Source organism: Pseudomonas sp. FP1742 (genome assembly GCF_030687145.1).
Lineage (GTDB): Bacteria > Pseudomonadota > Gammaproteobacteria > Pseudomonadales > Pseudomonadaceae > Aquipseudomonas > Aquipseudomonas frederiksbergensis_D.
In genome coordinates, this window is sequence record NZ_CP117460.1 from 5,890,471 (window position 1) to 5,913,193 (window position 22,723).

Here is a 22,723-nt window from a genome sequence, read left to right on the forward strand (position 1 = left end):
CCATGCATAACGAAACCTGGCGCCCGATCCTCGGCGCGTTACAGATAGATAAAACTGCGTTTCGTCAGAATGACCCTGAATATAGGGTCGTAGAAGGCGCGAAGATTAGCCATTCGGCAGTTTTTTAACAATCAGATACATCTATATTTGCGGTGAAAATCACGGTGATTGTTGGGCGTGAGCCGAATAGCGGTCTTATTCGGCTCATAAAGTGAGCCGAATAAGACTATTATTCGGCTCATTCACCTTGGAGCACCCGAGTTCATGGCACCTCACTGGATCTGGCAACGGCCTGATTGGCCAAATTTCAACTGGCAAGCCGAGCGCCTGACACCGTTATTACGCGAGTGTGTGCAGGCACAAGGTCGGTTGATGGGCATGGCCAGTTCCGTGGGTAGCTCACTAAGCGCGCAGAACGAACTGGATGCGTTATTGCAGAATATCGTGACGTCTTCAGCTATCGAGGGTGAACAGCTTAATGTTGGTTCCGTGCGCTCTTCACTGGCACGACGGTTAGGTTTAAATCTGGTCGACGGCGATAAGGTGAGCCAACGCAGTGAGGGTCTGGCGCAACTAATGCTCGACGCTACGCAGCATTTTGCTGAAGCACTGACGCTTGAGCGACTACTGGATTGGCATAAATGGGTGTTTCCTGATCAGGATACAGACTTCGCCGCCCGGCCAATCCACGTTGGCGCGTTACGCGGCGATGAGCCCATTCAAGTGGTTTCGGGGCGACTCGACAGGCCAACCGTTCACTTCGAAGCGCCGCCTCGCCAAGGCCTTGAGCAGCAACTGGACACATTCCTCAAATGGTTTGAAGCCAGCCGAAATCAAGCCGGCCTCGATCCATTGTTGCGGGCCGGTATCGCACACTTCTGGTTCGTCACTTTGCACCCCTTCGACGATGGCAATGGCCGTCTCACGCGAACCATCACCGACCTGGCGCTGGCCCAGGGTGAGGCTCAGGCTATCCGTTTCTATGCCATGTCAGCGAGCATCCTGGAGGATCGTTCAGGCTATTACCGAGTGCTGGAAACCAGCCAGAAAGCCACGCTGGATATCACCGATTGGCTGGAGTGGTTTCTAAGAACGCTCCTGCGTAGTTTGCAGCAAGCCATGAACCGGATCGAGTTGGTGCTGGCCAAAGCGCGCTTCTGGCAGGCACATCGGGAGTCCGAGCTGTCGGTTGAGCAGATCAAAGTGTTGAATCGTTTACTCGATGGCGCAGAGCGTGGTTTCGAGGAGGGAATCAGCGCAGCTCAATACCAGGCAGTGGCAAAGGTTTCCAAAGCCACCGCGACCCGTCATCTGACCGAACTGCTGGAGAAGGGCTGCCTGAAACGCCTGCCCGGTGGCGGGCGCAGCACTCGCTATCAAGTCAGCTATCCGGATAACTCAACGAACTAATCGTGATCAACACCACTACTGTGGCGAGGGGGCTTGCCCCCGTTCGGCTGCGAAGCAGTCGCAAATTGCTGAATGCGGTATGTCTGATGTATCGCGGCGCCTGGATTAGAGGGCCGCTGCGCGCCCCAACGGGGGCAAGCCCCCTCGCCACAAGGTGTGTTGTCACCCCGGAACTGCTGCTCCAAATGGCCCAGCTCATTTGCCCATACCCCCCATGTCTGCTAGTGTCGCGCCGGTTTAACGTCAACCGGAAATAGCCGCCATGGCCCGCAAAAAAGCTGCACTGGATTTCGAACAATCCCTCGCCGACCTGCAAACGCTGGTGGAGCGTCTGGAGAACGGTGAATTGTCGCTGGAAGACTCGCTGACCGCTTTCGAGCAGGGCATCGGGCTGACCCGCGATTGCCAGGCGGCGCTGGCCCAGGCCGAGCAGAAAGTCCAGGTGCTGCTCGAGCGTGATGGCGAGTTGGCCGAGGAACCCTTCGACGCGGATCAGCCAGAATGATCGCAACGTATTCAGCGGCCAGCCAGGCCCGCGTCAATGCAGCACTGGAAACCCTGTTCAACCCGCCGAGTCCTGAGCTCGCCCGCCTCTATGAAGCCATGCGCTACAGCGTGATGAATGGCGGCAAGCGTGTACGTCCGCTGCTGGCCTACGCCGCGTGTGAAGCGCTGGGCGGCAAGGCCGAGCAAGCCAACGGCGCAGCCTGCGCGGTTGAGCTGATCCATGCCTATTCGCTGGTGCACGACGATTTGCCGGCCATGGACGATGACGATCTGCGTCGCGGCCAGCCGACCACCCACAAGAAATTCGACGAAGCCTGCGCGATTCTCGCCGGCGACGGTTTGCAGAGCCTGGCCTTCAGCGCCCTGCTCGACCCGCGACTGAGTTCGTCAGACGCCGAAACCCGTCTGCAGATGGTCAGCGCCCTGGCGTTGGCGGCGGGCCCGGCGGGCATGGTCGGCGGGCAAGCCATCGACCTCGGCTCGGTGGGGCTCAAGCTCGATCAGAAAGCCCTTGAATACATGCATCGGCACAAGACCGGCGCGCTGATCGAAGTCAGCGTCAAGCTCGGCGCCCTGGCCAGCGGGCATGCCGAGCAGGACGAACTGAAGTCCCTGCAGAGTTATGCGCAGGCCATCGGTCTGGCATTTCAGGTCCAGGACGACATTCTCGACGTCGAAAGTGACACCGCCACCCTGGGCAAACGCCAGGGCGCCGATATTGCCCGGGACAAGCCGACCTACCCGGCCCTGCTCGGTCTCGAGGCGGCCAAGGCCTACGCCCTGGAACTGCGCGACCAGGCCCTGCACGCCCTGCGACCGTTTGACGCGGCTGCCGAGCCCTTGCGCGATCTGGCCCGGTACATCGTTGACCGCCGCAACTGACGGCGTATCCGCCAAAAAAGACCAACGCGTGGGCAGGGGGCGATGCATCAGGTAAACTGCCGCATCTTTTATACCTATAACGATTCGCCTGATGCCCACGACGTTTCATGAGATTCCCCGCAAGCGCCCGACCACGCCCCTGCTCGACCGTGCCAACACGCCGGACGGCCTGCGCCGGTTAGGCGAAGCCGAGCTGGAAACCCTGGCTGATGAGTTGCGCCTGGAATTGCTCTACACGGTCGGCCAGACCGGTGGGCATTTCGGTGCCGGCCTGGGCGTGATCGAGCTGACCATCGCGTTGCATTACGTTTTCGACACCCCGGACGACCGGCTGGTGTGGGACGTGGGTCATCAGGCCTATCCGCACAAAATCCTCACCGGCCGTCGCGCGCGCATGAGCACCCTGCGCCAGAAGGACGGCGTTGCCGCCTTTCCGCGTCGCTCCGAGAGCGAGTACGACACCTTTGGGGTCGGCCACTCCAGCACCTCGATCAGCGCAGCGCTGGGCATGGCGATTGCCGCCCGCCTGCAACACAGTGATCGCAAGGCGATCGCGGTGATCGGCGACGGCGCACTGACCGCCGGCATGGCTTTCGAGGCGCTGAACCACGCGCCGGAAGTCGACGCCAACATGCTGGTGATCCTCAACGACAACGACATGTCGATCTCGCGCAACGTCGGCGGGCTGTCGAATTACCTGGCGAAAATCCTTTCCAGCCGCACTTACGCAAGCATGCGCGAAGGCAGCAAAAAGGTCCTGTCGCGCCTGCCCGGCGCCTGGGAAATCGCCCGTCGCACCGAAGAATACGCCAAAGGCATGCTGGTCCCTGGCACGCTGTTCGAAGAGTTGGGCTGGAACTACATCGGCCCGATCGATGGCCACGACCTGCCAACCCTGATCGCCACCCTGCGCAACATGCGCGATCTGAAAGGCCCGCAATTCCTGCACGTGGTCACCAAAAAAGGCAAAGGCTTCGCCCCGGCGGAAGTCGACCCGATCGGTTACCACGCCATCACCAAACTCGAACCGCTGGACGCTCCGGCCGCCGCGCCGAAGAAAGCCGGCGGGCCGAAGTATTCCGGAGTGTTCGGTGAGTGGCTGTGCGACATGGCCGCGGCCGATCCGCGGCTGGTCGGGATCACCCCGGCGATGAAGGAAGGCTCCGACCTGGTGGCCTTCAGCGAGCGTTTCCCGCAGCGTTATTTCGACGTGGCGATTGCCGAGCAACACGCCGTGACCCTGGCAGCCGGCATGGCCTGTGAAGGCGCCAAACCGGTGGTGGCGATCTATTCGACCTTCCTGCAGCGCGCCTACGACCAACTGATCCATGACGTCGCGGTACAAAACCTCGACGTACTGTTCGCCATCGACCGCGCCGGCCTGGTGGGCGAAGACGGCCCGACGCACGCGGGCAGTTTCGACCTGTCGTTCCTGCGTTGCATCCCCGGCATGCTGGTGATGACCCCGAGCGACGAAAACGAACTGCGCAAAATGCTCAGCACCGGCCACCTGTACAACGGCCCGGCGGCAGTGCGTTACCCGCGTGGTACCGGCCCGAATGCACCGATCGAGAAAGACCTCGAACCGATTGAAATCGGCAAGGGCGTGGTTCGCCGTCAGGGCAGCAAAGTCGCCCTGCTGGTGTTCGGCGTGCAACTGGCCGAGGCCCTGAAAGTCGCCGAAAAGCTGGATGCGACCGTGGTCGACATGCGCTTCGTCAAACCCCTCGACGAAGCACTGGTTCGCGAAATCGCCGGCAGCCACGAGTTGCTGGTGACCATCGAAGAGAACGCGATCATGGGCGGCGCCGGTGGCGCGGTCAGCGAATTCCTCGCCCGAGAAAACATCCTCAAGTCGGTGCTGCACCTGGGCTTGCCGGACGTTTATGTGGAGCACGCCAAGCCTGCACAAATGCTCGCCGAATGCGGGCTGGATGAAGCCGGGATCGAAGAGGCGGTGCGTCAGCGCCTGCAATTGCTGAACGTCTAATCCTCAAACATATGCAAAACCCTGTGGGAGCGGGCTTGCCCGCTCCCACATTGGTTTTTTGCAACCTTCAAGAATATGTTCGCTTTAAAGTGCCAACGGATCGCCGATGAAACTCCCTCGCCACAGGTTAGAGGTCAGGCGCGATCAACTGGCATAACTTGGCCGTCGCTTCGATCATCTGCCCACTCGGCCGCTCCAGACCTTTATCCGCTACCAGCAGCAATTGCCCCTGCATCACTGCTGTCACCTGGGGCCAGGCCTTCCATGCATCGAGCTGCGCCTGATCGCTGGCCAGAATCACCTCGGGATTGCGCTGCAATACCGCCTCCACACTGACCTGCGGCGCGGGCTGTGTCAGGTCGGCAAACACATTGCGCGCCCCGCACACCTGCAGCGCATCGCTGATGATCTGCCCACCGCCCACGGTGTACAGCGGTCGATCCCAGACTTGATAAAACACCCGTAGCGGCTCATCCCTTCGATAGCGCTGGCGCAGGGAGTCGAGTCGCTGACGCAGGCTCTTGGCCAATGACACGCCCCGCTCCGCTCGCCCGAGTTGCGTGGCAATCGCTTCGATCTGCACAGTGAGTTGTTCGAGGTTATGCGGTTCGGCGACATAGATGGGAATGTTCAGCCGCTTGAGCTGTTCACGCTGAGCCGGCCCCACGCTGTCCGGCCAGAGCAGCAGTAGATCGGGTTTGAGACTGAGCAATCGCTCCATGTCCAACTGACCGTAGCGGCCCACCGATGGAATGTCTTTGAGTTCAGGAGGACGTTCACCGGCATCCAGCACACCCACCAGCAGGTCAGCCGAGTTCAGTTCAACAACGATTTCAGAAAGCGACGGTGCCAGGCTGACAACCCGCTCGAACGCAGCCGCCGGGCCACTGACGGCCAGCAACAAAACTGCCAGCCAGACGCTGCGCATCAGCCGAGTTGACGCGGGATACGGTAAAGGTAGAACAGCACTGCAGTCGACAACGCCAGCAGCATCAGCGGAACGGCTTCCAGCCCCACGAATACCGCCAGCGCGCCAATCCAGGCAGGCAGGCCGGCGACCAGAAACGCGGTGCGGCGTTTCGCGGCCAGGGCGATCCAGGCGGCAGGTTCTTCAGGAGTGTCGAGGGCTTTCTGGGTAGCGATCAGTGCATGTTTGTAGCCGCCAAAGAACTTCAGGCTGACAAACATCGACGCCACACCGGCAATGAATAACGGCATGGCCAGCACCGGCAGAATCGCCTCGCCTTGACCAAATACGCCGTTGATCACGAACAACGGCAGCAAGGCCAACGCCAGGTATTGCCACCAGCTGACGGACAGTCGCCGCCGTACCTGACCGCGGGTCACGCCCGGTCAGCCTCGCCCTGGTGCTCGTTGCCCATCATGTGGTCGAGCTTGCTGGCCTTGGTCGCCAGGTAGAGTTTGTTATGCGGGTTGTGCCCGGTGTGCAACGGCACGCGCTCGGCCACCACGATGCCCATGTCGGTCAAGGCTTTGACCTTGCGTGGGTTGTTGGTCATCAGACGCAGGGATTTCACGCCCAGATGCTCCAGCATCGGCAGGCACATGGCATAGTCGCGCTGGTCGGCGGCAAAGCCCAGACGTTCGTTGGCTTCAACGGTGTCGGCACCACCATCCTGCAGTTCATAGGCGCGGATCTTGTTCAGCAGGCCAATGCCGCGACCTTCCTGACGCAAGTAGAGCAACACGCCACGGCCTTCACGGGCGATCGCCTGCAATGCCGCCTCGAGTTGCGAACCGCAGTCGCAACGCTGGCTGAACAAGGCATCGCCGGTCAGGCATTCGGAGTGCAACCGGCCGAGTACCGGAGCACCGTCGGCGATATCACCCAGGCTCAGCACCACGTGCTCGCGCCCGTTTTCCTCATCGAGAAAGCCGTGCATGGTGAATTGCGCAAAAGGCGTTGGCAGCTTGGAAGCGGCGACAAAAACGACAGGCACCGGTGTGCTCCTGATCTATAAGTACTGAAGATTCGCAGAGGCGGCATTGTAACAGCACGTTCCTACAGACGCTTAGGCTGAATTATCGGCCATAACGATCAAAAAGTTTGATATCTGCTCACATCGTTCCGTGTGGGAGCGGGCTTGCTCGCAAAAGCGGTGTGCCAGACTGCTCATATATTGAATGGGCGTCCGTCTTCGTGAGCAAGCCCGCTCCCACATTGACCCTATTCAGTTTGTGCCAAACGGGTACGGCTGTTTCCACTTTGCGAAGATCGGTTTCAACCGACCGTTTTTTACCAATACTTCCATGCGCTGATCGAACAATGCCATCAACCGGCGGGCCCGGGGTGTATCGGCGAAGCACAGGTACAACGGTAAATCCACGATGTGCGTGCGGCGAAACTGCGACGGATCCTTGGCTCGGCTGACGATAGAGTTAACCTCGTCCAGCGCGTCAATGTAGTAGTCGACGTGGTTGTGGATCAGCATCGGCAGAATCCCGGTACGCCGCGCGACTTCGTTATAGCGCTGCACATTGGGCAGGTAAGCCTGGTACTTGTAGCCGCGTACCCAGGCCAATCGATAATTGCCCAGGTTTTCCGCGGTCGGCGCCGGATTGCTGGCCAGGCCCAGCGCATAGATGGGATCGGTATCGAAATTCCAGTGCGGATAGAGCACGTCGCTGACTTCATCCCGATAGGCACCGACACAGGCGTCCACTTCGCCGCGCTGTGCCAGGCCCGTGGCGCGGGTATACGGTTCGATCCGAATATCCAGTTTGACGCCCGCCGGCTCGAACACTTCGCGCAACACGTCCCAGCCCAGACCATGGCCATCGGCGGCGGTAAAGTCTTCCCAGGCTTCGCTGGCCAGGTGAATCACGGACGGCGTCATCGGTGCTTCGTCCGCACGGGCAAGTGCGCAAAACGTCGCGAAAACCATCACCATCAACCAGCGGGCCATTTTTCGTCCTCGACTGCAGCCTTCAGGCGAAAAGCCAAACCAGCCCTTGCATCGCCAACCACGCAAACACCCCGGCCAGTACATCGTCGAGCATGATCCCGACGCCACCGTGCACATGCCGGTCGATCCAGCGAATCGGCCAGGGCTTGAGGATGTCGAAGAAGCGGAACATCAGGAACCCCGCCAGCAACCAATACCAACCTTCCGGCACCAGCCACAGGGTGATCCACATCCCGACCATTTCGTCCCAGACGATGCCTTCGTGGTCATGCACGCGCAAATCGTCGGCGACCTTGCCGCACAGCCAGAAGCCGAACAGCATGCTGATGCCGAGCATCAGCCAGTAGCCCCAGTCGGGCAGCATCTGCCACAGCGGAATGAAGGGTAACGCCACCAACGAACCCCAGGTGCCCGGCGCTTTTGGCAGGGTGCCCGAGCCGAAGCCGAACGCCAGGAAATGCCACGGATTGCGCCAGACCGACGGCGGAACGAACTCCGCCGGGACCTGTTTGGGATGATCTGTCACGGTGTCTCCCGAAAATGTTGGTAACCCCGGATTGGCGGGGTGATGTCGTGTCCGTCGGCGTCCAGCAGTATCACGCCCTGCCCTGCAATCACCTGCCCGAGCACATGGATCGGCCAGCCGTGCGCCAATAACGACGACAACTCGGCGGGTGGCAAGGTGAAGGCCAGCACGTAATCGTCACCACCACTGAGGGCGGCTTGCTCAGCGCCAGGCTGGCCAAGGAACGCCAACAGCGCCTTCGACAACGGCAGCTTATGCCGCTCCAGCTGAATCCCGACTTTCGACGCCAGGGCAATATGCCCGCAGTCGGCGAGCAGGCCATCGGAAATATCCAGCGCGGCGGTGGCCCTGCCACGCAACGCCTGGCCCAACGCCAGTTGTGGTTGCGGTGACCAGTAATGGGCCAGTAACGGATCGGCGATGGCCGCTTCGGCCGTCCGCTGGCCAAGGACCAACGGCAAGGCGCCCGCGCCATTACCCAGTTCACCACCCACACAGAGCAAATCGCCCGGCCGTGCGCCACTGCGGGTCAACGCCAGACCGGTCGGCACCCGACCGAATACCGTCATGGTCAGGCTCAGCGGCCCGCGAGTGGTATCACCGCCCACCAGTGCCACCCGGCAATTCTGCGCCATGAGGTTCAAACCACGGGCGAAAGCTTGCAGCCAATCGGCAGTTCCCGTCGGCAAGGTCAGGGCAAGAGTAAAGGCAACGGGGGTGGCGCCCATGGCGGCCAGGTCACTGACGGCCACGGCCAACGCGCGCTGGCCCAGCAGAAACGGATCGCAGGGGTCGGCGAAATGCACACCGGCCACCAGCGTATCGGTGGAGATTGCCAACTGCTCCCCGGGAGGAACAGCCAGCAAGGCGCAGTCGTCGCCGATCCCGAGGGCAACACCTTCGCCGCCCTGCGCACAAGGCGCGGCGGCAAAGAAGTTGCGGATCAGCTCAAACTCACCCATAGCGATTGCAAGCGCCAATCAGCGCTTGAACGCCTTCACTTCAGCTTCACGCAGACGCGGAGCCAGCTTGTCGAGCACACCGTTGACGAACTTGTGGCCGTCGGTGGAACCGAAGACCTTGGCCAGTTCGATACCTTCGTTGATCACCACGCGGTACGGCACGTCGACGCGCTTGAGCAGTTCCCAGGTGGACAGGCGCAGCACGGCCAGTTCAACCGGGTCCAGCTCTTCGATGGTCAAGTCCAGGCAAGGCTTGAGCGCGGTGTCGATCTCGGTCTTGAACTGCGGAACCCCGTGCAGGATTTCGCGGAAGTACGCGCCATCGACATCGGAAAAATCGTTATCGACCCGGAACTGCGCTTCGATCTCGTTCAGCGACTGCTTGGCCATGTGCCACTGGTAGAGCGCCTGGGTCGCGAGCTGACGGGCTTCGCGACGCTTGGCGCTTTTCGATGGCTTGCCGGCATCCGCAGGCTTTGGATCGCGCGGGTTGAAACGATCGCTATCGTCGCTAATCACTTGGCCTCCAACTGCGCCAGCAGGCTGACCATTTCCAGAGCGGACAGGGCAGCTTCAGCACCTTTGTTACCGGCCTTGGTGCCGGAACGTTCGATGGCTTGTTCGATGGAATCAACGGTCAGTACGCCGAAAGCGACCGGCACGCCGAACTCCATGGACACCTGGGCCAGGCCCTTGGTGCATTCGCCAGCCACGTATTCGAAGTGCGGAGTACCGCCACGAATGACCGCGCCCAGGGCGATGATTGCCGCGAACTCGCCCTTCTGAGCGACTTTTTGCGCAACCAGAGGGATTTCGAAGGCGCCAGGCGCACGGATGATGGTGATGTCGCTTTCGCTCACGCCATGGCGAACCAGGGCATCAACTGCACCGCTGACCAGGCTTTCAACCACGAAGCTGTTGAAACGGCCCACTACCAGAGCGTAGCGGCCTTTAGGGGCGATGAAGGTACCTTCGATGGTCTTCAGGGTCATTCGTTAGATCTCTTAAAGAGCCGGGACGCGTTTTCTACGCATCCCTCAGTGATGTGTTAGCCGCGAATCAAGGACTGGAAACAACCGGTCATTATTCGGAGGGCACGTATTCTACAACTTCCAGATCGAAACCGGATATCGCATTAAATTTCATCGGTGCACTCATCAGGCGCATTTTACGCACGCCCAGGTCCCGAAGGATCTGCGAACCGGCACCGACGGTGCTGTAGGTGGTCGGTTTTTTCACTGCGGCGTGATCGGCGGTTTCGCGGATGTGCGCCAGCAACACGTCGCCATCGAGCGGGTGACCGAGCAACAGCACCACGCCGCTGCCGGCCTCGGCAACCGCGGCCATGGCGGCGCGCAGGCTCCAGCGGCCGGGCTGCTTGACCATCAGCAGGTCGCGCAGCGGGTCCATGTTGTGCACCCGAACCAAGGTCGGCTCTTCGGCGCACACGGTGCCCAGGGTCAACGCCATGTGCACGTCGCCTTCCACCGAATCACGGTAGGTCACCAGGTTGAACTGGCCCAGTTCGCTGTCCAGCGGCTGCTCGGCAATCCGCTGAACGGTACGTTCGTGGATCATCCGGTAGTGAATCAGGTCGGCAATGGTGCCGATCTTGATGTTGTGTTCGGCGGCAAACGCTTCGAGTTCGGCGCGACGGGACATGGTGCCGTCGTCGTTCATCACTTCGCAGATCACACCGCTCGGCTCGAAACCGGCCATGCGTGCCAGGTCGCACGCCGCTTCGGTGTGACCGGCGCGGGCCAGAGTGCCACCGGCCTGGGCCATCAGCGGGAAAATGTGACCGGGGCTGACGATGTCTTCGGCCTTGGCGTCTTTGGCGGCAGCGGCCTGCACGGTACGCGCACGGTCAGCGGCGGAGATGCCGGTGGTCACGCCTTCGGCGGCTTCGATGGACACGGTGAACTTGGTGCCGAAGCCGGAACCGTTGCGTGGCGCCATCAACGGCAGCTTGAGCAGTTCGCAGCGTTCACGGCTCATCGGCATGCAGATCAGGCCACGGGCGTGCTTGGCCATGAAGTTGATGTGTTCAGGCTGGCAGCATTCGGCGGCCATGATCAGGTCGCCTTCGTTCTCGCGGTCTTCGTCATCCATGAGGATGACCATCTTGCCTTGGCGGATGTCTTCAACCAGTTCTTCGATGCTATTGAGCGCCACAAGGCACCCCCCTTCTTTCGAAATTTGAGCTTCAGGATTTGAGGTAGCCGTTGGCGGCCAGAAAGCTTTCAGTAATATTGCCAGACGTTGGCTCAGCAGCCTTGTCGCCCAGCAACAGGCGCTCCAGATAGCGCGCCAGCAAGTCGACTTCCAGGTTCACCCGGCGACCTGGCTTGTAAGAAGCCATGATGGTTTCGCTCAAGGTGTGCGGAATGATCGTCAGCAGGAATTCGGCGCCATCAACCGCGTTCACCGTCAGGCTGGTGCCATCGACGGTGATCGAACCTTTATGGGCGATGTACTTGGCCAGTTCTTTCGGCGCACGGATGCGAAATTCCACGGCGCGGGCATTGTCGGTGCGCGAGACCACTTCGCCGACACCATCGACGTGACCGCTGACCAAGTGCCCACCGAGGCGGGTGGTCGGGGTCAGGGCTTTTTCCAGATTCACTGGGCTGCCGCTCTTGAGGTCATTCATGGCGGTACAGTCGAGGGTTTCGCGACTGACGTCCGCCGCAAAGCCATTGCCCGGCAGTTCAACCGCCGTCAGGCACACGCCGTTGACGGCAATGCTGTCGCCCAGTTTGACGTCGCTCAGGTCGAGCTTGCCGGTTTCTACGTAAACCCGCACATCGCCGCCTTTTGGGGTCAATGCACGAATACTGCCGATGGATTCGATGATGCCGGTAAACATGGAGTTCTCCTCGAGAACAGGGCCTTCTGGGCTGCAGCCGGGAATTATACGCTGACCATTGGGACAGGTATGGCAATGACTCGCCAGTCATCGCCAACCGCGCGGATTTCGGTAATTTTGAGCTCGGGCGCATCTTTCATCTGCGCCAGCGGCCAATCCAGCAACGGTCGCGCCGTGGAACCGAGGAACTTGCCGGCGATGAAAATCTGGAATTCATCCACCAACCCTTGCTGAGCAAAGGCCCCGGCCAGACGCGGGCCGGCCTCGACCAGCACCTCGTTGACGCCACGGGCAGCGAGCTCGACCAGCAACTTGTGCAAGTCGACCTGGCCATCGTCGCCGGCCACGATCAGGCATTGCGGACCATTGGCGTATTGCTCTTCGATCGCCATGCACGTCGCGACCAGTGCCGGGCCGGCCTTGAAGAACGGCGCATCCAGCGGCACCCGCAGACGACCGTCGATCAGCACGCGCAGTGGCGGACGGCTCATGGCCAAGGCGGTTTGTTCGGGATCGAGGCCCAATTCATCGGCTCGCACGGTCAAACGGGCATTGTCCGCGAGCACCGTGTCGGCGCCGGTCAGCACCACGCTGGCCTGCGCGCGCAACCGTTGTACCGCCGAGCGCGCCGCCGGGCCGGTAATCCATTGGCTCTCGCCGCTTTCCATCGCCGTGCGACCGTCGAGACTCATGGCCAACTTGACCCGCACGAACGGCAAGCCGTGCTCCATGCGCTTGAGGAAGCCTTCATTGAGCTTGCGCGCCTCGCCTTCCAGCACGCCGCTTTCGGTGGCGATACCGGCCTGGGCCAGACGTTGCAGGCCGCGACCGGCGACTTCCGGGTTCGGGTCCTGCATCGCTGCAACAACACGCGCCACACCGGCATTGACCAGCGCATCGGCGCAGGGTGGCGTGCGGCCGTGGTGGCTGCAGGGTTCGAGGGTCACGTAAGCCGTGGCGCCCCGCGCCTTGTCGCCCGCCGCACGCAGGGCGTGGACTTCGGCATGGGGCTCGCCGGCGCGCACATGCCAGCCTTCGCCGACAATCTGCCCGTCGCGCACCACCACGCAGCCGACCCGCGGGTTGGGGTGCGTCGTGTAATGACCTTTGCGCGCCAGTTCCAGGGCACGGGCCATGTAATGGGCATCGAGGATGGCTTGTTCCGGGGAGGTGGTCATTCTTTCACCGGCTCACGGGCGAGGCGATCGATCTCTTCACGGAACTCGTTGAGATCCTGGAAGCGTCGATACACCGAAGCGAAGCGGATATAGGCGACTTCATCAAGCTTTTTCAGCTCGGCCATCACCAGTTCGCCGACCACGAGGGATTTGACCTCGCGTTCGCCGGTGGCGCGCAGCTTGTGTTTGATGTGCACCAGCGACGATTCCAGGCGCTCGACACTCACCGGGCGCTTCTCCAGCGCCCGCTGCATGCCGGCACGAAGTTTTTCTTCGTCGAACGGCTGGCGACTGCCGTCGGTTTTGATCAGGCGCGGCAACACCAGTTCAGCGGTTTCGAACGTCGTGAAGCGTTCGCCGCAGGCCAGGCATTCACGCCGGCGGCGCACCTGTTCGCCCTCGGCGACCAGACGCGAGTCGATGACCTTGGTGTCGTTGGCACCGCAGAAGGGACAGTGCATGGTGGCAGGCAACAAAAAATGGGAGGGCCATGGTAGCGCATCCCCGTGGCAAGACAAGCCATAGGGTTTGCGGTATACAGACGGGCTATAGATGATTTCACCTTGCTGGAGCCGCCAATGTCGTTACGACCGCTCGTTTTGCTCAGTCTTTTCAGCCTGCTGGTGGCCTGTGGCAGCGATGCACCCAAGCCCCAGCCACCCACACCTGGCCCGGCGCCACAACAGGCGCAGAAGAAAGCCAAGGCGTCTGCCGAGCTCGGCCCGCTGCCGGCTTACCAGCGTGAAATCAGTGGCACCCTGATGGGCGTGCCGGCCGACGCCGAAGTCGAACTGGCGCTGCTGGTGATCGACGACAAGGATCGCCCGCAACAATTGCTCGCCAGTGCCAACCTGATCGGCACCAATCAGGTGTTGCCGTTTCGCCTGCGTTTCAACCCCGAATCCTTCCCGGCCGGCGCTCGCGTTGAACTGCGCGGCCGCGCCAGCCAGTCCGGGCAGTTGATTCTGCATCTGCCGGCGCAAATCATCACACAACCGACGACCCAGGCCCTGGGTCAGTTGCAATTCGTCAAAGCGCCATGATTGCACCGCTCGACCTGCAACAGGCGTTGGGTGAACTGCTCGGTGACGCACAGCTTGTAGCCTGCGAGTTGCCGGGCACCGAGCTGAAACTCTGGCTGATCGACGGCGACAACATGGACCGCGCCTTCAGCCCCGAAGAAACCCGGCGGATTCTCCACGAGCCGCCGTACTGGAGTTTCTGCTGGGCCAGTGGGCTGGCCGTGGCCCGCTATCTCGCCGAGTACCCGCACTGGGTCGAAGGCAAACGGGTGCTGGACTTCGGCGCCGGTTCCGGGGTGGCCGCGATTGCGGCGGTGAAGGCCGGGGCGCAGGAAGTGGTGGCCTGTGACCTGGACCCGCTGGCGATTGCCGCGTGTCGGGCGAATGCCGAACTCAATGATGTACATCTGCACTACTCGACGGATTTTTTCGCCGAGGCCGATCGGTTTGATCTGGTTCTGGTGGCCGACGTGTTGTACGACCGGGAAAATCTGCCGTTACTCGACGAGTTTCTCAGCCGTGGCCGGGAAGCGTTGGTCGCGGATTCACGGGTTCGCGATTTTCGCCATCCGCTGTATCGGCGCATCGAGATGCTGGAAGCGATGACCTTGCCGGACCTGGCCGAACCCGAAGAGTTTCGGCATGTGAGCCTTTACCACGCCACCCGGACATGATCACGATCACCCCGCTTTCAGCCGCCCCCCACCAAGCCTTATAGTGACCACATCCACGCTTTTACGAGATCCCCCATGAGTCAGGAAACGCCGTACATTTTCGACGCCACGACTGCCGATTTCGACCAGTCGGTGATCGAGAATTCCTTCCACAAACCGGTTCTGGTGGATTTCTGGGCCGAATGGTGTGCGCCGTGCAAGGCCTTGATGCCAATGCTGCAAACCATCGCCGAGAGCTATCAGGGTGAGTTGCTGCTGGCCAAGGTCAACTGCGACATCGAGCAGGACATCGTTGCGCGTTTCGGCATTCGCAGCCTGCCGACCGTGGTGCTGTTCAAGGATGGTCAGCCGGTGGACGGTTTTGCCGGTGCCCAACCGGAATCCGCAGTGCGCACGATGCTCGAACCTCATGTGCAAATGCCGCCGCCCGCGGCTGCCGATCCGTTCGAACAGGCTCAGGCGCTGTTCGATGACGGCCGTTTCGCCGATGCCGAAGCCATGCTCAAAGTGCTGCTGGCTGAAGACAACACCAATGCCAAGGCGCTGATCCTCTACGCCCGCTGCCTCACCGAGCGCGGCGAACTGAGTGAAGCGCAAACCGTGCTCGATGCGGTCAAGACTGATGAACACAAGGCCGCGCTGGCCGGCGCCAAGGCGCAAATCCAGTTTCTCGGTCAAGCCAGGGATTTGCCGGATGCGGCAGACCTGAAAGCACGCCTGGCGAAAAATCCGCAGGACGATGAGGCGGTCTATCAATTGGCGATCCAGCAACTGGCCCGCCAGCAATACGACGCGGCGCTGGATGCCTTGCTCAAACTGTTCATCCGCAATCGCGGCTACAGCGAAGGCTTGCCGCACAAGACCTTGCTGCAAGTGTTCGAACTGCTGGGCAACGATCATCTGCTGGTGACCACGTACCGTCGCAAGCTGTTCGCCGCGCTCTATTAAGATCTTTTTTACGGCTTACTCGATCCAGCTGTACAGCGGCGTATCCCCGCCGCTCACCACTTTGACGTCCGCGCAGTGGCGCAAGCGCACCAACAAGCGCTTGCCCGCCACTGCGCTGCCGGTCAGTCCTTCCAGCTGCTCCAGCAAATCCGGCCCATTCAATTGCCCGGCCTTGCGCAGCAGTTCTTTGGCGATCTGCCACAGCGCCTCGTCCTGATTCACCGGTTTGGCCGGTGTTGTGCTCGCCTCGGGTTTGGCAGCCTGCAACTGCGCACCGAGCTGCGCCCAGTCGCCCTCATCCAGTTCCAGGGTCAAATCCACCGGCCAGTCGCCGATGCTCCCGCGTATTCGCAACATAAGTCTGCTCCTGCATATACCTGACTCCCATGCTCCCATGGGTCTTGCGCAACGCCAAGCAGACGGTCAAACTCTCGGCACTTTCGTTATAAGATTACATAACAAACTCTTCACTTTACTTTTCGGAGACCCTCCATGCGCCGTCTGCTGCTCGCTTTGCCGTTTGCCTTGTTGCCGCTGGCTGTCGCCCACGCGGCTGTCGAGCATGATCACAATGAACACGGCAGCCTCGGCGCTCACGAACATGGCGTCGGCCGCCTGAATGCGGCGCTGGACGGCCAGACCCTGGAGCTGGAACTGGAAAGCCCGGCGATGAACCTGGTGGGTTTCGAACACGCCGCCACCACCGACGCCGACAAAGCCAAGATCGCCGCTGTCCGTGCCCAACTGGAAAAACCGCTGGTGCTGTTCAACCTGCCGAAAGCCGCCGGTTGCGTGGTCGCGACCCAGGAACTGGAAAGCCCGCTGTTCGGTGACAAACCGGATGCCGACGACCATGACGACGATGATCACGAAGAGGCCAAGGACGGTCACGAGCATCACCATGACCACAGCGAAATCCACGCCCGTTACCAATTCAACTGCTCGGCCCCGGGCGCGCTGAAGACCCTGGACCTGGCGACTCTCTTCAACACATTCCCGGCGACCCAGAAGATTCAGGTACAACTGATCAGCCCGAGTGGGCAGCAAGGGGTTGATGTGACGGCCAAGGCTGGCGCCCTGAAATTCTGATTCGACACCAATCCAGCGTGGGAGTGGGCTTGCTCGCGAAGACGGCAGTACATGCGGCAATGATGTGACTGACACGCCGCTTTCGCGAGCAAGCCCGCTCCCACAGGGTTCACCACCAACCTGACCGGTTTCACATGACCCAAGCACTCATCGAACTGTCCGACCTGGGCTTCAGTTGGCCCGGTCACCCGCCGCTGCTGGACATCCCGGCGTTTCGCCTGGAACCGGGTGAAACCCTGTTCCTCAAAGGCCCCAGCGGCAGCGGCAAGACCACCCTGCTCGGCCTGCTTGGCGGTGTGCAAAAGCCTGATCGCGGCAGCATCCGGCTGCTCGGCCAGGAGTTGACCGAACTCTCTGCCGGTGCCCGCGACCACTTCCGGGTCGACCACACCGGCTACATCTTCCAGCAGTTCAACTTGCTGCCATTTCTGTCGGTGCGGGAGAACGTCGAACTGCCCTGCCATTTCTCGAAACTGCGCGCCGAGCGGGCGAAACAGCGCCACGGCAGCGTCGATCAGGCCGCCGCCACCCTGCTCGCCCATCTGGGCCTGAAGGATGAAAGCATTCTGGGCCGTCGTGCCGATTCGCTGTCCATCGGCCAGCAGCAACGGGTCGCTGCCGCGCGTGCACTGATCGGTCAGCCGGAACTGGTGATCGCCGACGAACCCACCTCGGCACTGGATTACGACGCTCGCGAAAACTTCATTCGCCTGTTGTTCGCCGAATGCCGCGAAGCCGGCTCGAGCCTGTTGTTTGTCAGCCATGACCAGAGTCTCGCACCACTGTTCGATCGCCACCTGTCGCTGGCCGATCTCAATCGCGCCGCCACCCCGTCCGAGGTCTGAGATGTATTTGTTTCGTCTAGCCATGGCCAGCCTGGCTAACCGTCGCTTCACTGCGATCCTCACCGCGTTCGCCATCGCCCTGTCGGTCTGCCTGCTGCTGGCGGTGGAGCGGGTGCGCACCGAGGCCAAGGCCAGTTTCGCCAGCACCATCAGCGGCACCGACCTGATCGTCGGCGCACGATCCGGTTCGGTGAACCTGCTGCTGTATTCGGTATTCCGCATCGGCAACGCCACCAACAACATCCGCTGGGACAGCTTCGAGCAGTTCGCCAACAACCCGAAAGTGAAGTGGGCGATCCCCATGTCCCTGGGCGATTCCCATCGCGGTTATCGGGTGATGGGCACCACCGAGGCGTATTTCGAGCATTACCAGTACGGCCATCAACAGCACCTGGAACTGGCCGATGGCCGCGCCTTCGCCAGCGATCCGTTCGAAGTGGTGCTCGGCGCCGAAGTGGCCGATGCGCTGCACTACAAACTCGGCGACAAACTGGTGCTGGCCCATGGCGTGGCGGCGATCAGCCTGGTCAAGCACGACGACAAACCGTTCACCGTGGTCGGCATTCTCAAACGCACCGGCACCCCGGTGGACCGCACGCTGCACATCAGCCTCGGCGGCATGGAAGCGATCCACATCGACTGGCACAACGGTGTACCGGCCCGTGGTAATGGCCGCATCAGTGCCGATCAGGCGCGCAACATGGACCTGACGCCGCAGGCGATCACCGCGTTCATGCTCGGCCTTAACAACAAGATTTCGACTTTCGCGCTGCAACGTGAAATCAACGAATTCCGGGGCGAGCCGATGCTGGCGATCCTGCCGGGCGTGGCGTTGCAGGAGCTGTGGAGTTTGATGAGCACGGCGGAAAAAGCCTTGTTCGTCGTCTCGCTGTTCGTGGTGCTGACCGGGTTGATCGGCATGCTCACAGCGATTCTCACCAGCCTCAACGAGCGCCGCCGGGAGATGGCGATTCTGCGCTCGGTGGGCGCGCGGCCGTGGCATATTGCGACCTTGCTGGTGCTGGAGGCATTTGCCCTGGCGCTGTCGGGAGTGATTGCCGGGGTGGCGCTGCTGTATGTGGGCATCGCCGTGGCCCAGGGCTACGTGCAGTCGAATTACGGTTTGTACCTGCCGCTGGCCTGGCCGAGCGAATATGAATGGACGCTGCTCGGTGGCATCCTGATCGCCGCGCTGCTGATGGGCAGCGTGCCGGCCTGGCGCGCTTACCGCCAATCCTTGGCCGATGGCCTGTCGATCCGCCTGTGAGGACGTTGAACATGCCCCGCGCTCTGCTTGCGCTGTTGATGCTGGTCGCTTTGCCACTGTGGGCGGCCGAGCCGAAAGACCTGACCTGGTCGGAAATGATCCCGCCGGATGCCCCGCCGGAAGTGCCGAACATGACGCCGCTGCACGACCTGTCGAAGATGAGCGACGCGTTGTCCGCAGAATCGGCCCCAGCGGCGAAGCAGGACATGCCGAACGCGCCAGTGGTGAAGAGTCTCGACGGCCAGAATATTCGCTTGCCGGGGTACATCGTGCCGCTGGAGGTCAGTGAAGAAGGCCGCACCACCGAGTTTCTGCTGGTGCCGTATTTCGGCGCCTGCATCCACGTACCGCCTCCGCCGTCGAACCAGATCGTGCATGTCAAAAGCGAAGTCGGCGTGAAGCTCGATGAGCTGTATCAGCCGTACTGGGTCGAAGGTGCGCTGCAGGTCAAGGCGTCCACCAGCGAACTGGCGGATGCCGGGTATCAGATGGAGGCGCAGAAGATTTATGTGTATGAACTGCCGGAGTGAATCCGGCAGTTATTTGCGCCTGCAAGATTGCCATCGCGGGCAAGCCCGCCCCCACAGGTTCTGCATTGCCCTTGTGGGAGCGGGCTTGCCCGCAATGAGGTCATCAAAGGTTCCGTAAAAAACAGAGCCATAGCTGTTTCATTGAGCTGAGTCAAAAGACCGTATCAGTTGGATCCCTACCATTGGACATCGAACACTTTTAACGTCCTCTGGAGCCCCCCATGCACAAGTCATTGCTCAGCGCTTCGCTGTTCGCCCTCGCGCTCGCTGCCCCGCTCGCCCATGCTCACACCGCCGGCGACATCATCGTTCGGGCCGGTGCGATCACCGTCAATCCGGAAGCCGACAGCTCCAGCGTCAAGGTCGATCAGGGCCCACTGAAGGGCGCCGACCTGGGTGGCAAGGCCACCATGAGCAGCGACACGCAACTGGGTCTGAACTTCGCCTACATGATCACCAACAACCTGGGGATCGAACTGTTGGCGGCCTCGCCGTTCCAGCATGACGTGAAGCTCAAAGGCACCTCGCTGGGCGCTGCCAACGGCAAACTCGGCACTCTGAAACACCTGCCGCCAACCCTGAGCCTGGTCTACTACCCGCTGGACGCCACGTCCCCGTTCCAGCCGTACATCGGCGGCGGCATCAACTACACTTGGATCTACGACGAAAACCTCAGCAGCGAAGCCCGCGCCAACGGCTTCAGCAACTTCAAGACGGAAAACTCCTGGGGTCTGGCCTGGCAGGTCGGTGCTGACTACATGTTGACCGACAACGTGATGATCAACGCCCAGGTCCGCTATATCGACATCGATACCCGTGCGACCGTGGAAAACGATGCCGTCGCGCCGGGCACCCGCGCACGGGTGAACGTGGACGTCGATCCGTTCATCTACATGGTCGGTCTGGGTTACAAATTCTAAAGAACGTTCACGTGGTGGTGAATGAGGCGTTGTGATGGGCAGACTCAGAACTGACGGCGGCCGATACACGGTCGACCTGGAGTAAAACTCCCCCCTCACGGGGATTGCATCAGCGGCAACGCAAATTCCAGCCGTGAAAAAGGCGCCTTCAAGGCGCCTTTTTCACGGCTGCGTAAAACCTCAGTGCCCCAACAACCGCGCCAGGCCAACGCTCATTGGCGTCTGCTCCGGGTAGGTAAACCGCTCCAGCAATCGCCGGTTATTCGCTCGTGAATGGCGGATGTCACCGGAACGCGCCGGGCCATAACTAACGGGCGGCAGCTTGCCCACCACCGCTTCAAGGGCTTCAAGCATCTGCTTGAGGGTCGTCGCCTGATTCCAGCCGACATTCACCGCGCCGACCTCGACCTGGGGTTTCTCGATGGCTTGCACCAGCACGTCCACCAGGTCTTCGACGTAGACAAAATCCCGAGTCTGCTCGCCATCCCCGAACACAGTGATCGGCAAGCCTTTCTGCGCGCGCTCGCTGAAAATGCTGATCACCCCGGAGTACGGCGAGGACGGATCCTGACGTGGGCCGAAGATATTGAAGAAACGGAAGATCACCGGCTCCAGACCATGCTGGCGGCGATAGAAATCGAAGTAGTGCTCGCTCGCCAACTTGTCCACCGCGTACGGTGTCAGCGGGGCCTTGGGCGTGTCTTCGTCGATTGACTCGCCTTCGCCATTGTTGCCGTAGACCGCTGCGCTGGATGCGTACAGCACCCGCTTGACGCCGGCCTGACGCATGGCTTCGCAGACATTCAGCGAGCCGATGAAATTGCTCTGGTGAGTCTTCACCGGATCATCCACCGAGGCCTGCACCGAAGCCACCGCGGCCAGGTGCGCCACTGCGCTGCAACCGATCATCGCCTGCGCCACCAGGGCGGCATCGGCGACATCGCCTTCAATCAGTTCGACCAGGGGATTGTCCAGCGGCAAGTTGCTGCGTTTGCCGGTGGACAGGTCATCGAGAATGCGTACCGAGTGCCCTTTGGCGAGCAAGGCGTCGGTCAGGTGCGAACCGATGAAACCGGCGCCGCCGGTGATTAAAACAGGGCCGTCAGCCATGGCGATAAAACCTATCCAGTAAGCCCGGGAGTGCCGCGCGCCAGGCGCGGGGCTTGATCCCGAAAGTGTGCAGAATTTTCTTGCAGGCCAGCACCGCGTGTTGCGGCTCTTCGGCGGCGTCGGGCCGCGCGGCGTGAGCCTGGGCGGTCGGCGCTTCGATGGCCAGCGGGTGCAGGGCTCGTGCTTCGGTAAGGATTGCCTGCCCCAGTGCCAGCGGCGTGGTCGCCTCATGCCCGGCGTAGTGGTAGGTGCCCCACAGCGGCGCCGCGCAATCGAGTTGCTTGAGCACCGAAATGATCACTCGGGCGGCGTCGTCCACCGGTGTCGGATTACCGCGACGATCATCCGCCATCAGCAGTTCTTCAGCTTTCTCGGCCCGGGCCAGGAATCGCCCGAGGATGCCGTCGGGGCTGTCATCGAGCAGCCAGCCGAAGCGCAGCAGCACATGCTGCGGACAGGTAGCGCGCACGCTTTGCTCGATTCGCCACAGGGCCTGACCGCGCAGGCCCAGCGGCACCGGTTCGTCTTTTTCGCTGTAGGCGGTCGCCCGGGAGCCATCGAACACGCGATAACTCGACGGTTGCACCAGCACGATGTTGTGATGCTGGCACAATTCGGCCAGCCGCTCGATGGCGCGCTCCTGCCCGGCCAGACGCTGTTCGCTGACGGTCTCGGCCTGGAACCAGTCGAAATAGTAGGCGAGATTGATCAACGCATCTGGACGGGTATCGTCGAGCAGTTGCGTCAGGCTTGCGGCGTCCCAGCCGTCTTGCGGTGGGCGGGGGGCGAGGAAACCGATGTCTTCCTCCGCACCGAGGCGAATCAGCGCCTGCCCAAGGGCATTTCCGCCGCCCAGTAACATAAGGCGCATTCGCATAGAGTCAGCAGGCCCAGTCTGATTGGAACGATGGCTTTATCGACAACGCCCGCAGGCGATGTCCTCAATAATTGCCGGAATCGTTGCATTTTGCGGGTTTAGTGCGCAACCGTCATCCGTAAAGTGTAGTTCCCAGGGATTTATGGTGCTGCTACTGGCCTCATCGCGGGCAAGCCCGCGATGAGGCCTT

27 protein-coding genes are annotated in these 22,723 nt (G+C 61.4%); 12 read left to right on the forward strand and 15 right to left on the reverse strand.

Translation table 11 applies throughout. The annotated features are described in order from the left end of the window. Positions 1 to 264 precede the first annotated feature (264 nt). The 4 genes from PSH64_RS26700 (at position 265) to dxs (ending at position 4,789) form a co-directional block, all read left to right on the forward strand. Positions 265 to 1,410 (forward strand): Fic family protein, encoded by a 1,146-nt coding sequence (locus PSH64_RS26700; RefSeq protein ID WP_305479183.1) that lies wholly within the window; start codon positions 265 to 267, stop codon positions 1,408 to 1,410. Between the two features lie 262 nt (positions 1,411 to 1,672). After that, positions 1,673 to 1,915, forward strand: a complete 243-nt coding sequence (locus PSH64_RS26705; RefSeq protein ID WP_007894317.1) for an exodeoxyribonuclease VII small subunit — start codon at positions 1,673 to 1,675, stop codon at positions 1,913 to 1,915. Continuing rightward, positions 1,912 to 2,799: a (2E,6E)-farnesyl diphosphate synthase gene (gene ispA, locus PSH64_RS26710; RefSeq protein ID WP_305479184.1), complete on the forward strand. Its 888-nt coding sequence runs from the start codon at positions 1,912 to 1,914 to the stop codon at positions 2,797 to 2,799. Before PSH64_RS26705 ends, ispA begins: the two co-directional genes overlap by 4 nt. Positions 2,800 to 2,890: 91 nt before the next feature. Continuing rightward, positions 2,891 to 4,789 carry a 1-deoxy-D-xylulose-5-phosphate synthase gene (dxs, locus tag PSH64_RS26715; protein ID WP_305479185.1) on the forward strand — a complete coding sequence of 633 codons (1,899 nt, stop codon included), beginning with the start codon at positions 2,891 to 2,893 and terminating at the stop codon, positions 4,787 to 4,789. Positions 4,790 to 4,916: 127 nt separating this feature from the next. On the opposite strand, the gene PSH64_RS26720 is transcribed toward dxs, so the two are convergent. The 12 genes from PSH64_RS26720 to nrdR all read right to left on the reverse strand — a co-directional run bounded on the left by PSH64_RS26720 (position 4,917) and on the right by nrdR (position 13,712). Next, positions 4,917 to 5,717 (reverse strand): cobalamin-binding protein, encoded by an 801-nt coding sequence (locus PSH64_RS26720; RefSeq protein ID WP_105343523.1) that lies wholly within the window; start codon positions 5,715 to 5,717, stop codon positions 4,917 to 4,919. Next, positions 5,717 to 6,136, reverse strand: coding sequence for an MFS transporter (locus tag PSH64_RS26725; RefSeq protein ID WP_305479186.1), 420 nt, complete (start codon positions 6,134 to 6,136; stop codon positions 5,717 to 5,719). Before PSH64_RS26725 ends, PSH64_RS26720 begins: the two co-directional genes overlap by 1 nt. Further along, the gene (gene ribA, locus PSH64_RS26730) at positions 6,133 to 6,750 is read right to left on the reverse strand and encodes a GTP cyclohydrolase II (protein ID WP_105343518.1); all 618 of its coding nucleotides are present in this window, start codon (positions 6,748 to 6,750) and stop codon (positions 6,133 to 6,135) included. Before ribA ends, PSH64_RS26725 begins: the two co-directional genes overlap by 4 nt. A 231-nt stretch (positions 6,751 to 6,981) precedes the next feature. Beyond that, entirely contained in the window at positions 6,982 to 7,716 is a 735-nt protein-coding gene (locus tag PSH64_RS26735; RefSeq protein ID WP_305479188.1) for an ABC transporter substrate-binding protein, read from the reverse strand. Positions 7,717 to 7,738: 22 nt separating this feature from the next. After that, positions 7,739 to 8,242 (reverse strand): phosphatidylglycerophosphatase A, encoded by a 504-nt coding sequence (locus PSH64_RS26740; RefSeq protein WP_305479189.1) that lies wholly within the window; start codon positions 8,240 to 8,242, stop codon positions 7,739 to 7,741. Continuing rightward, entirely contained in the window at positions 8,239 to 9,204 is a 966-nt protein-coding gene (gene thiL / locus PSH64_RS26745; RefSeq protein WP_305479190.1) for a thiamine-phosphate kinase, read from the reverse strand. The genes PSH64_RS26740 and thiL overlap by 4 nt, the downstream gene beginning before the upstream one ends. Positions 9,205 to 9,222: 18 nt before the next feature. Beyond that, a complete protein-coding gene (gene nusB, locus PSH64_RS26750) occupies positions 9,223 to 9,723 on the reverse strand; it encodes a transcription antitermination factor NusB (RefSeq protein WP_007970164.1) in 501 nt (166 codons plus the stop codon). Next, positions 9,720 to 10,196 carry a 6,7-dimethyl-8-ribityllumazine synthase gene (gene ribE, locus PSH64_RS26755; RefSeq protein WP_003228649.1) on the reverse strand — a complete coding sequence of 159 codons (477 nt, stop codon included), beginning with the start codon at positions 10,194 to 10,196 and terminating at the stop codon, positions 9,720 to 9,722. The genes nusB and ribE overlap by 4 nt, the downstream gene beginning before the upstream one ends. Positions 10,197 to 10,287: 91 nt before the next feature. Next, on the reverse strand, positions 10,288 to 11,379 hold the full coding sequence (ribBA, locus tag PSH64_RS26760) for a bifunctional 3,4-dihydroxy-2-butanone-4-phosphate synthase/GTP cyclohydrolase II (protein WP_105343509.1): 1,092 nt from the start codon (positions 11,377 to 11,379) through the stop codon (positions 10,288 to 10,290). Between the two features lie 31 nt (positions 11,380 to 11,410). Further along, positions 11,411 to 12,073: a riboflavin synthase gene (locus tag PSH64_RS26765; protein WP_105343507.1), complete on the reverse strand. Its 663-nt coding sequence runs from the start codon at positions 12,071 to 12,073 to the stop codon at positions 11,411 to 11,413. A 44-nt stretch (positions 12,074 to 12,117) separates the two neighbouring features. Further along, positions 12,118 to 13,251 carry a bifunctional diaminohydroxyphosphoribosylaminopyrimidine deaminase/5-amino-6-(5-phosphoribosylamino)uracil reductase RibD gene (gene ribD, locus PSH64_RS26770; protein WP_305479191.1) on the reverse strand — a complete coding sequence of 378 codons (1,134 nt, stop codon included), beginning with the start codon at positions 13,249 to 13,251 and terminating at the stop codon, positions 12,118 to 12,120. After that, positions 13,248 to 13,712: a transcriptional regulator NrdR gene (gene nrdR / locus PSH64_RS26775; protein WP_007906838.1), complete on the reverse strand. Its 465-nt coding sequence runs from the start codon at positions 13,710 to 13,712 to the stop codon at positions 13,248 to 13,250. Before nrdR ends, ribD begins: the two co-directional genes overlap by 4 nt. A gap of 117 nt (positions 13,713 to 13,829) precedes the next feature. On the opposite strand from nrdR, the gene PSH64_RS26780 reads away from it, so the two are divergent. The 3 genes from PSH64_RS26780 (at position 13,830) to trxA (ending at position 15,895) form a co-directional block, all read left to right on the forward strand. Beyond that, positions 13,830 to 14,294: a YbaY family lipoprotein gene (locus PSH64_RS26780; protein WP_105343503.1), complete on the forward strand. Its 465-nt coding sequence runs from the start codon at positions 13,830 to 13,832 to the stop codon at positions 14,292 to 14,294. Next, the gene (locus tag PSH64_RS26785) at positions 14,291 to 14,947 is read left to right on the forward strand and encodes a methyltransferase (protein WP_305479192.1); all 657 of its coding nucleotides are present in this window, start codon (positions 14,291 to 14,293) and stop codon (positions 14,945 to 14,947) included. The genes PSH64_RS26780 and PSH64_RS26785 overlap by 4 nt, the downstream gene beginning before the upstream one ends. A gap of 75 nt (positions 14,948 to 15,022) precedes the next feature. Then, positions 15,023 to 15,895 (forward strand): thioredoxin, encoded by an 873-nt coding sequence (trxA, locus tag PSH64_RS26790; RefSeq protein ID WP_305479193.1) that lies wholly within the window; start codon positions 15,023 to 15,025, stop codon positions 15,893 to 15,895. 15 nt (positions 15,896 to 15,910) lie between these two features. Here the strand turns inward: trxA and PSH64_RS26795 are convergent, their stop codons facing one another. Beyond that, positions 15,911 to 16,252, reverse strand: coding sequence for a hypothetical protein (locus tag PSH64_RS26795; protein WP_305479195.1), 342 nt, complete (start codon positions 16,250 to 16,252; stop codon positions 15,911 to 15,913). Between the two features lie 135 nt (positions 16,253 to 16,387). Between PSH64_RS26795 and PSH64_RS26800 the strand changes: the two genes are divergently transcribed. The 5 genes from PSH64_RS26800 (at position 16,388) to PSH64_RS26820 (ending at position 20,546) form a co-directional block, all read left to right on the forward strand. Beyond that, the gene (locus tag PSH64_RS26800) at positions 16,388 to 16,984 is read left to right on the forward strand and encodes a DUF2796 domain-containing protein (protein WP_305479197.1); all 597 of its coding nucleotides are present in this window, start codon (positions 16,388 to 16,390) and stop codon (positions 16,982 to 16,984) included. A 134-nt stretch (positions 16,985 to 17,118) separates the two neighbouring features. Then, on the forward strand, positions 17,119 to 17,829 hold the full coding sequence (locus PSH64_RS26805; protein WP_018925682.1) for an ABC transporter ATP-binding protein: 711 nt from the start codon (positions 17,119 to 17,121) through the stop codon (positions 17,827 to 17,829). Position 17,830: 1 nt separating this feature from the next. Continuing rightward, a complete protein-coding gene (locus tag PSH64_RS26810; protein ID WP_305479198.1) occupies positions 17,831 to 19,096 on the forward strand; it encodes an ABC transporter permease in 1,266 nt (421 codons plus the stop codon). Positions 19,097 to 19,107: 11 nt separating this feature from the next. Beyond that, positions 19,108 to 19,626, forward strand: coding sequence for a DUF3299 domain-containing protein (locus PSH64_RS26815; RefSeq protein ID WP_018925681.1), 519 nt, complete (start codon positions 19,108 to 19,110; stop codon positions 19,624 to 19,626). Positions 19,627 to 19,847: 221 nt separating this feature from the next. Further along, positions 19,848 to 20,546 carry an OmpW family protein gene (locus PSH64_RS26820; RefSeq protein WP_105343491.1) on the forward strand — a complete coding sequence of 233 codons (699 nt, stop codon included), beginning with the start codon at positions 19,848 to 19,850 and terminating at the stop codon, positions 20,544 to 20,546. A gap of 180 nt (positions 20,547 to 20,726) precedes the next feature. Here the strand turns inward: PSH64_RS26820 and PSH64_RS26825 are convergent, their stop codons facing one another. Together PSH64_RS26825 and PSH64_RS26830 are read right to left on the reverse strand one after the other, a co-directional pair. Further along, on the reverse strand, positions 20,727 to 21,656 hold the full coding sequence (locus PSH64_RS26825; protein ID WP_105343489.1) for an NAD-dependent epimerase/dehydratase family protein: 930 nt from the start codon (positions 21,654 to 21,656) through the stop codon (positions 20,727 to 20,729). After that, positions 21,649 to 22,533: a sugar nucleotide-binding protein gene (locus PSH64_RS26830; RefSeq protein WP_105343486.1), complete on the reverse strand. Its 885-nt coding sequence runs from the start codon at positions 22,531 to 22,533 to the stop codon at positions 21,649 to 21,651. The genes PSH64_RS26825 and PSH64_RS26830 overlap by 8 nt, the downstream gene beginning before the upstream one ends. Between the last annotated feature and the right edge of the window lie 190 nt (positions 22,534 to 22,723).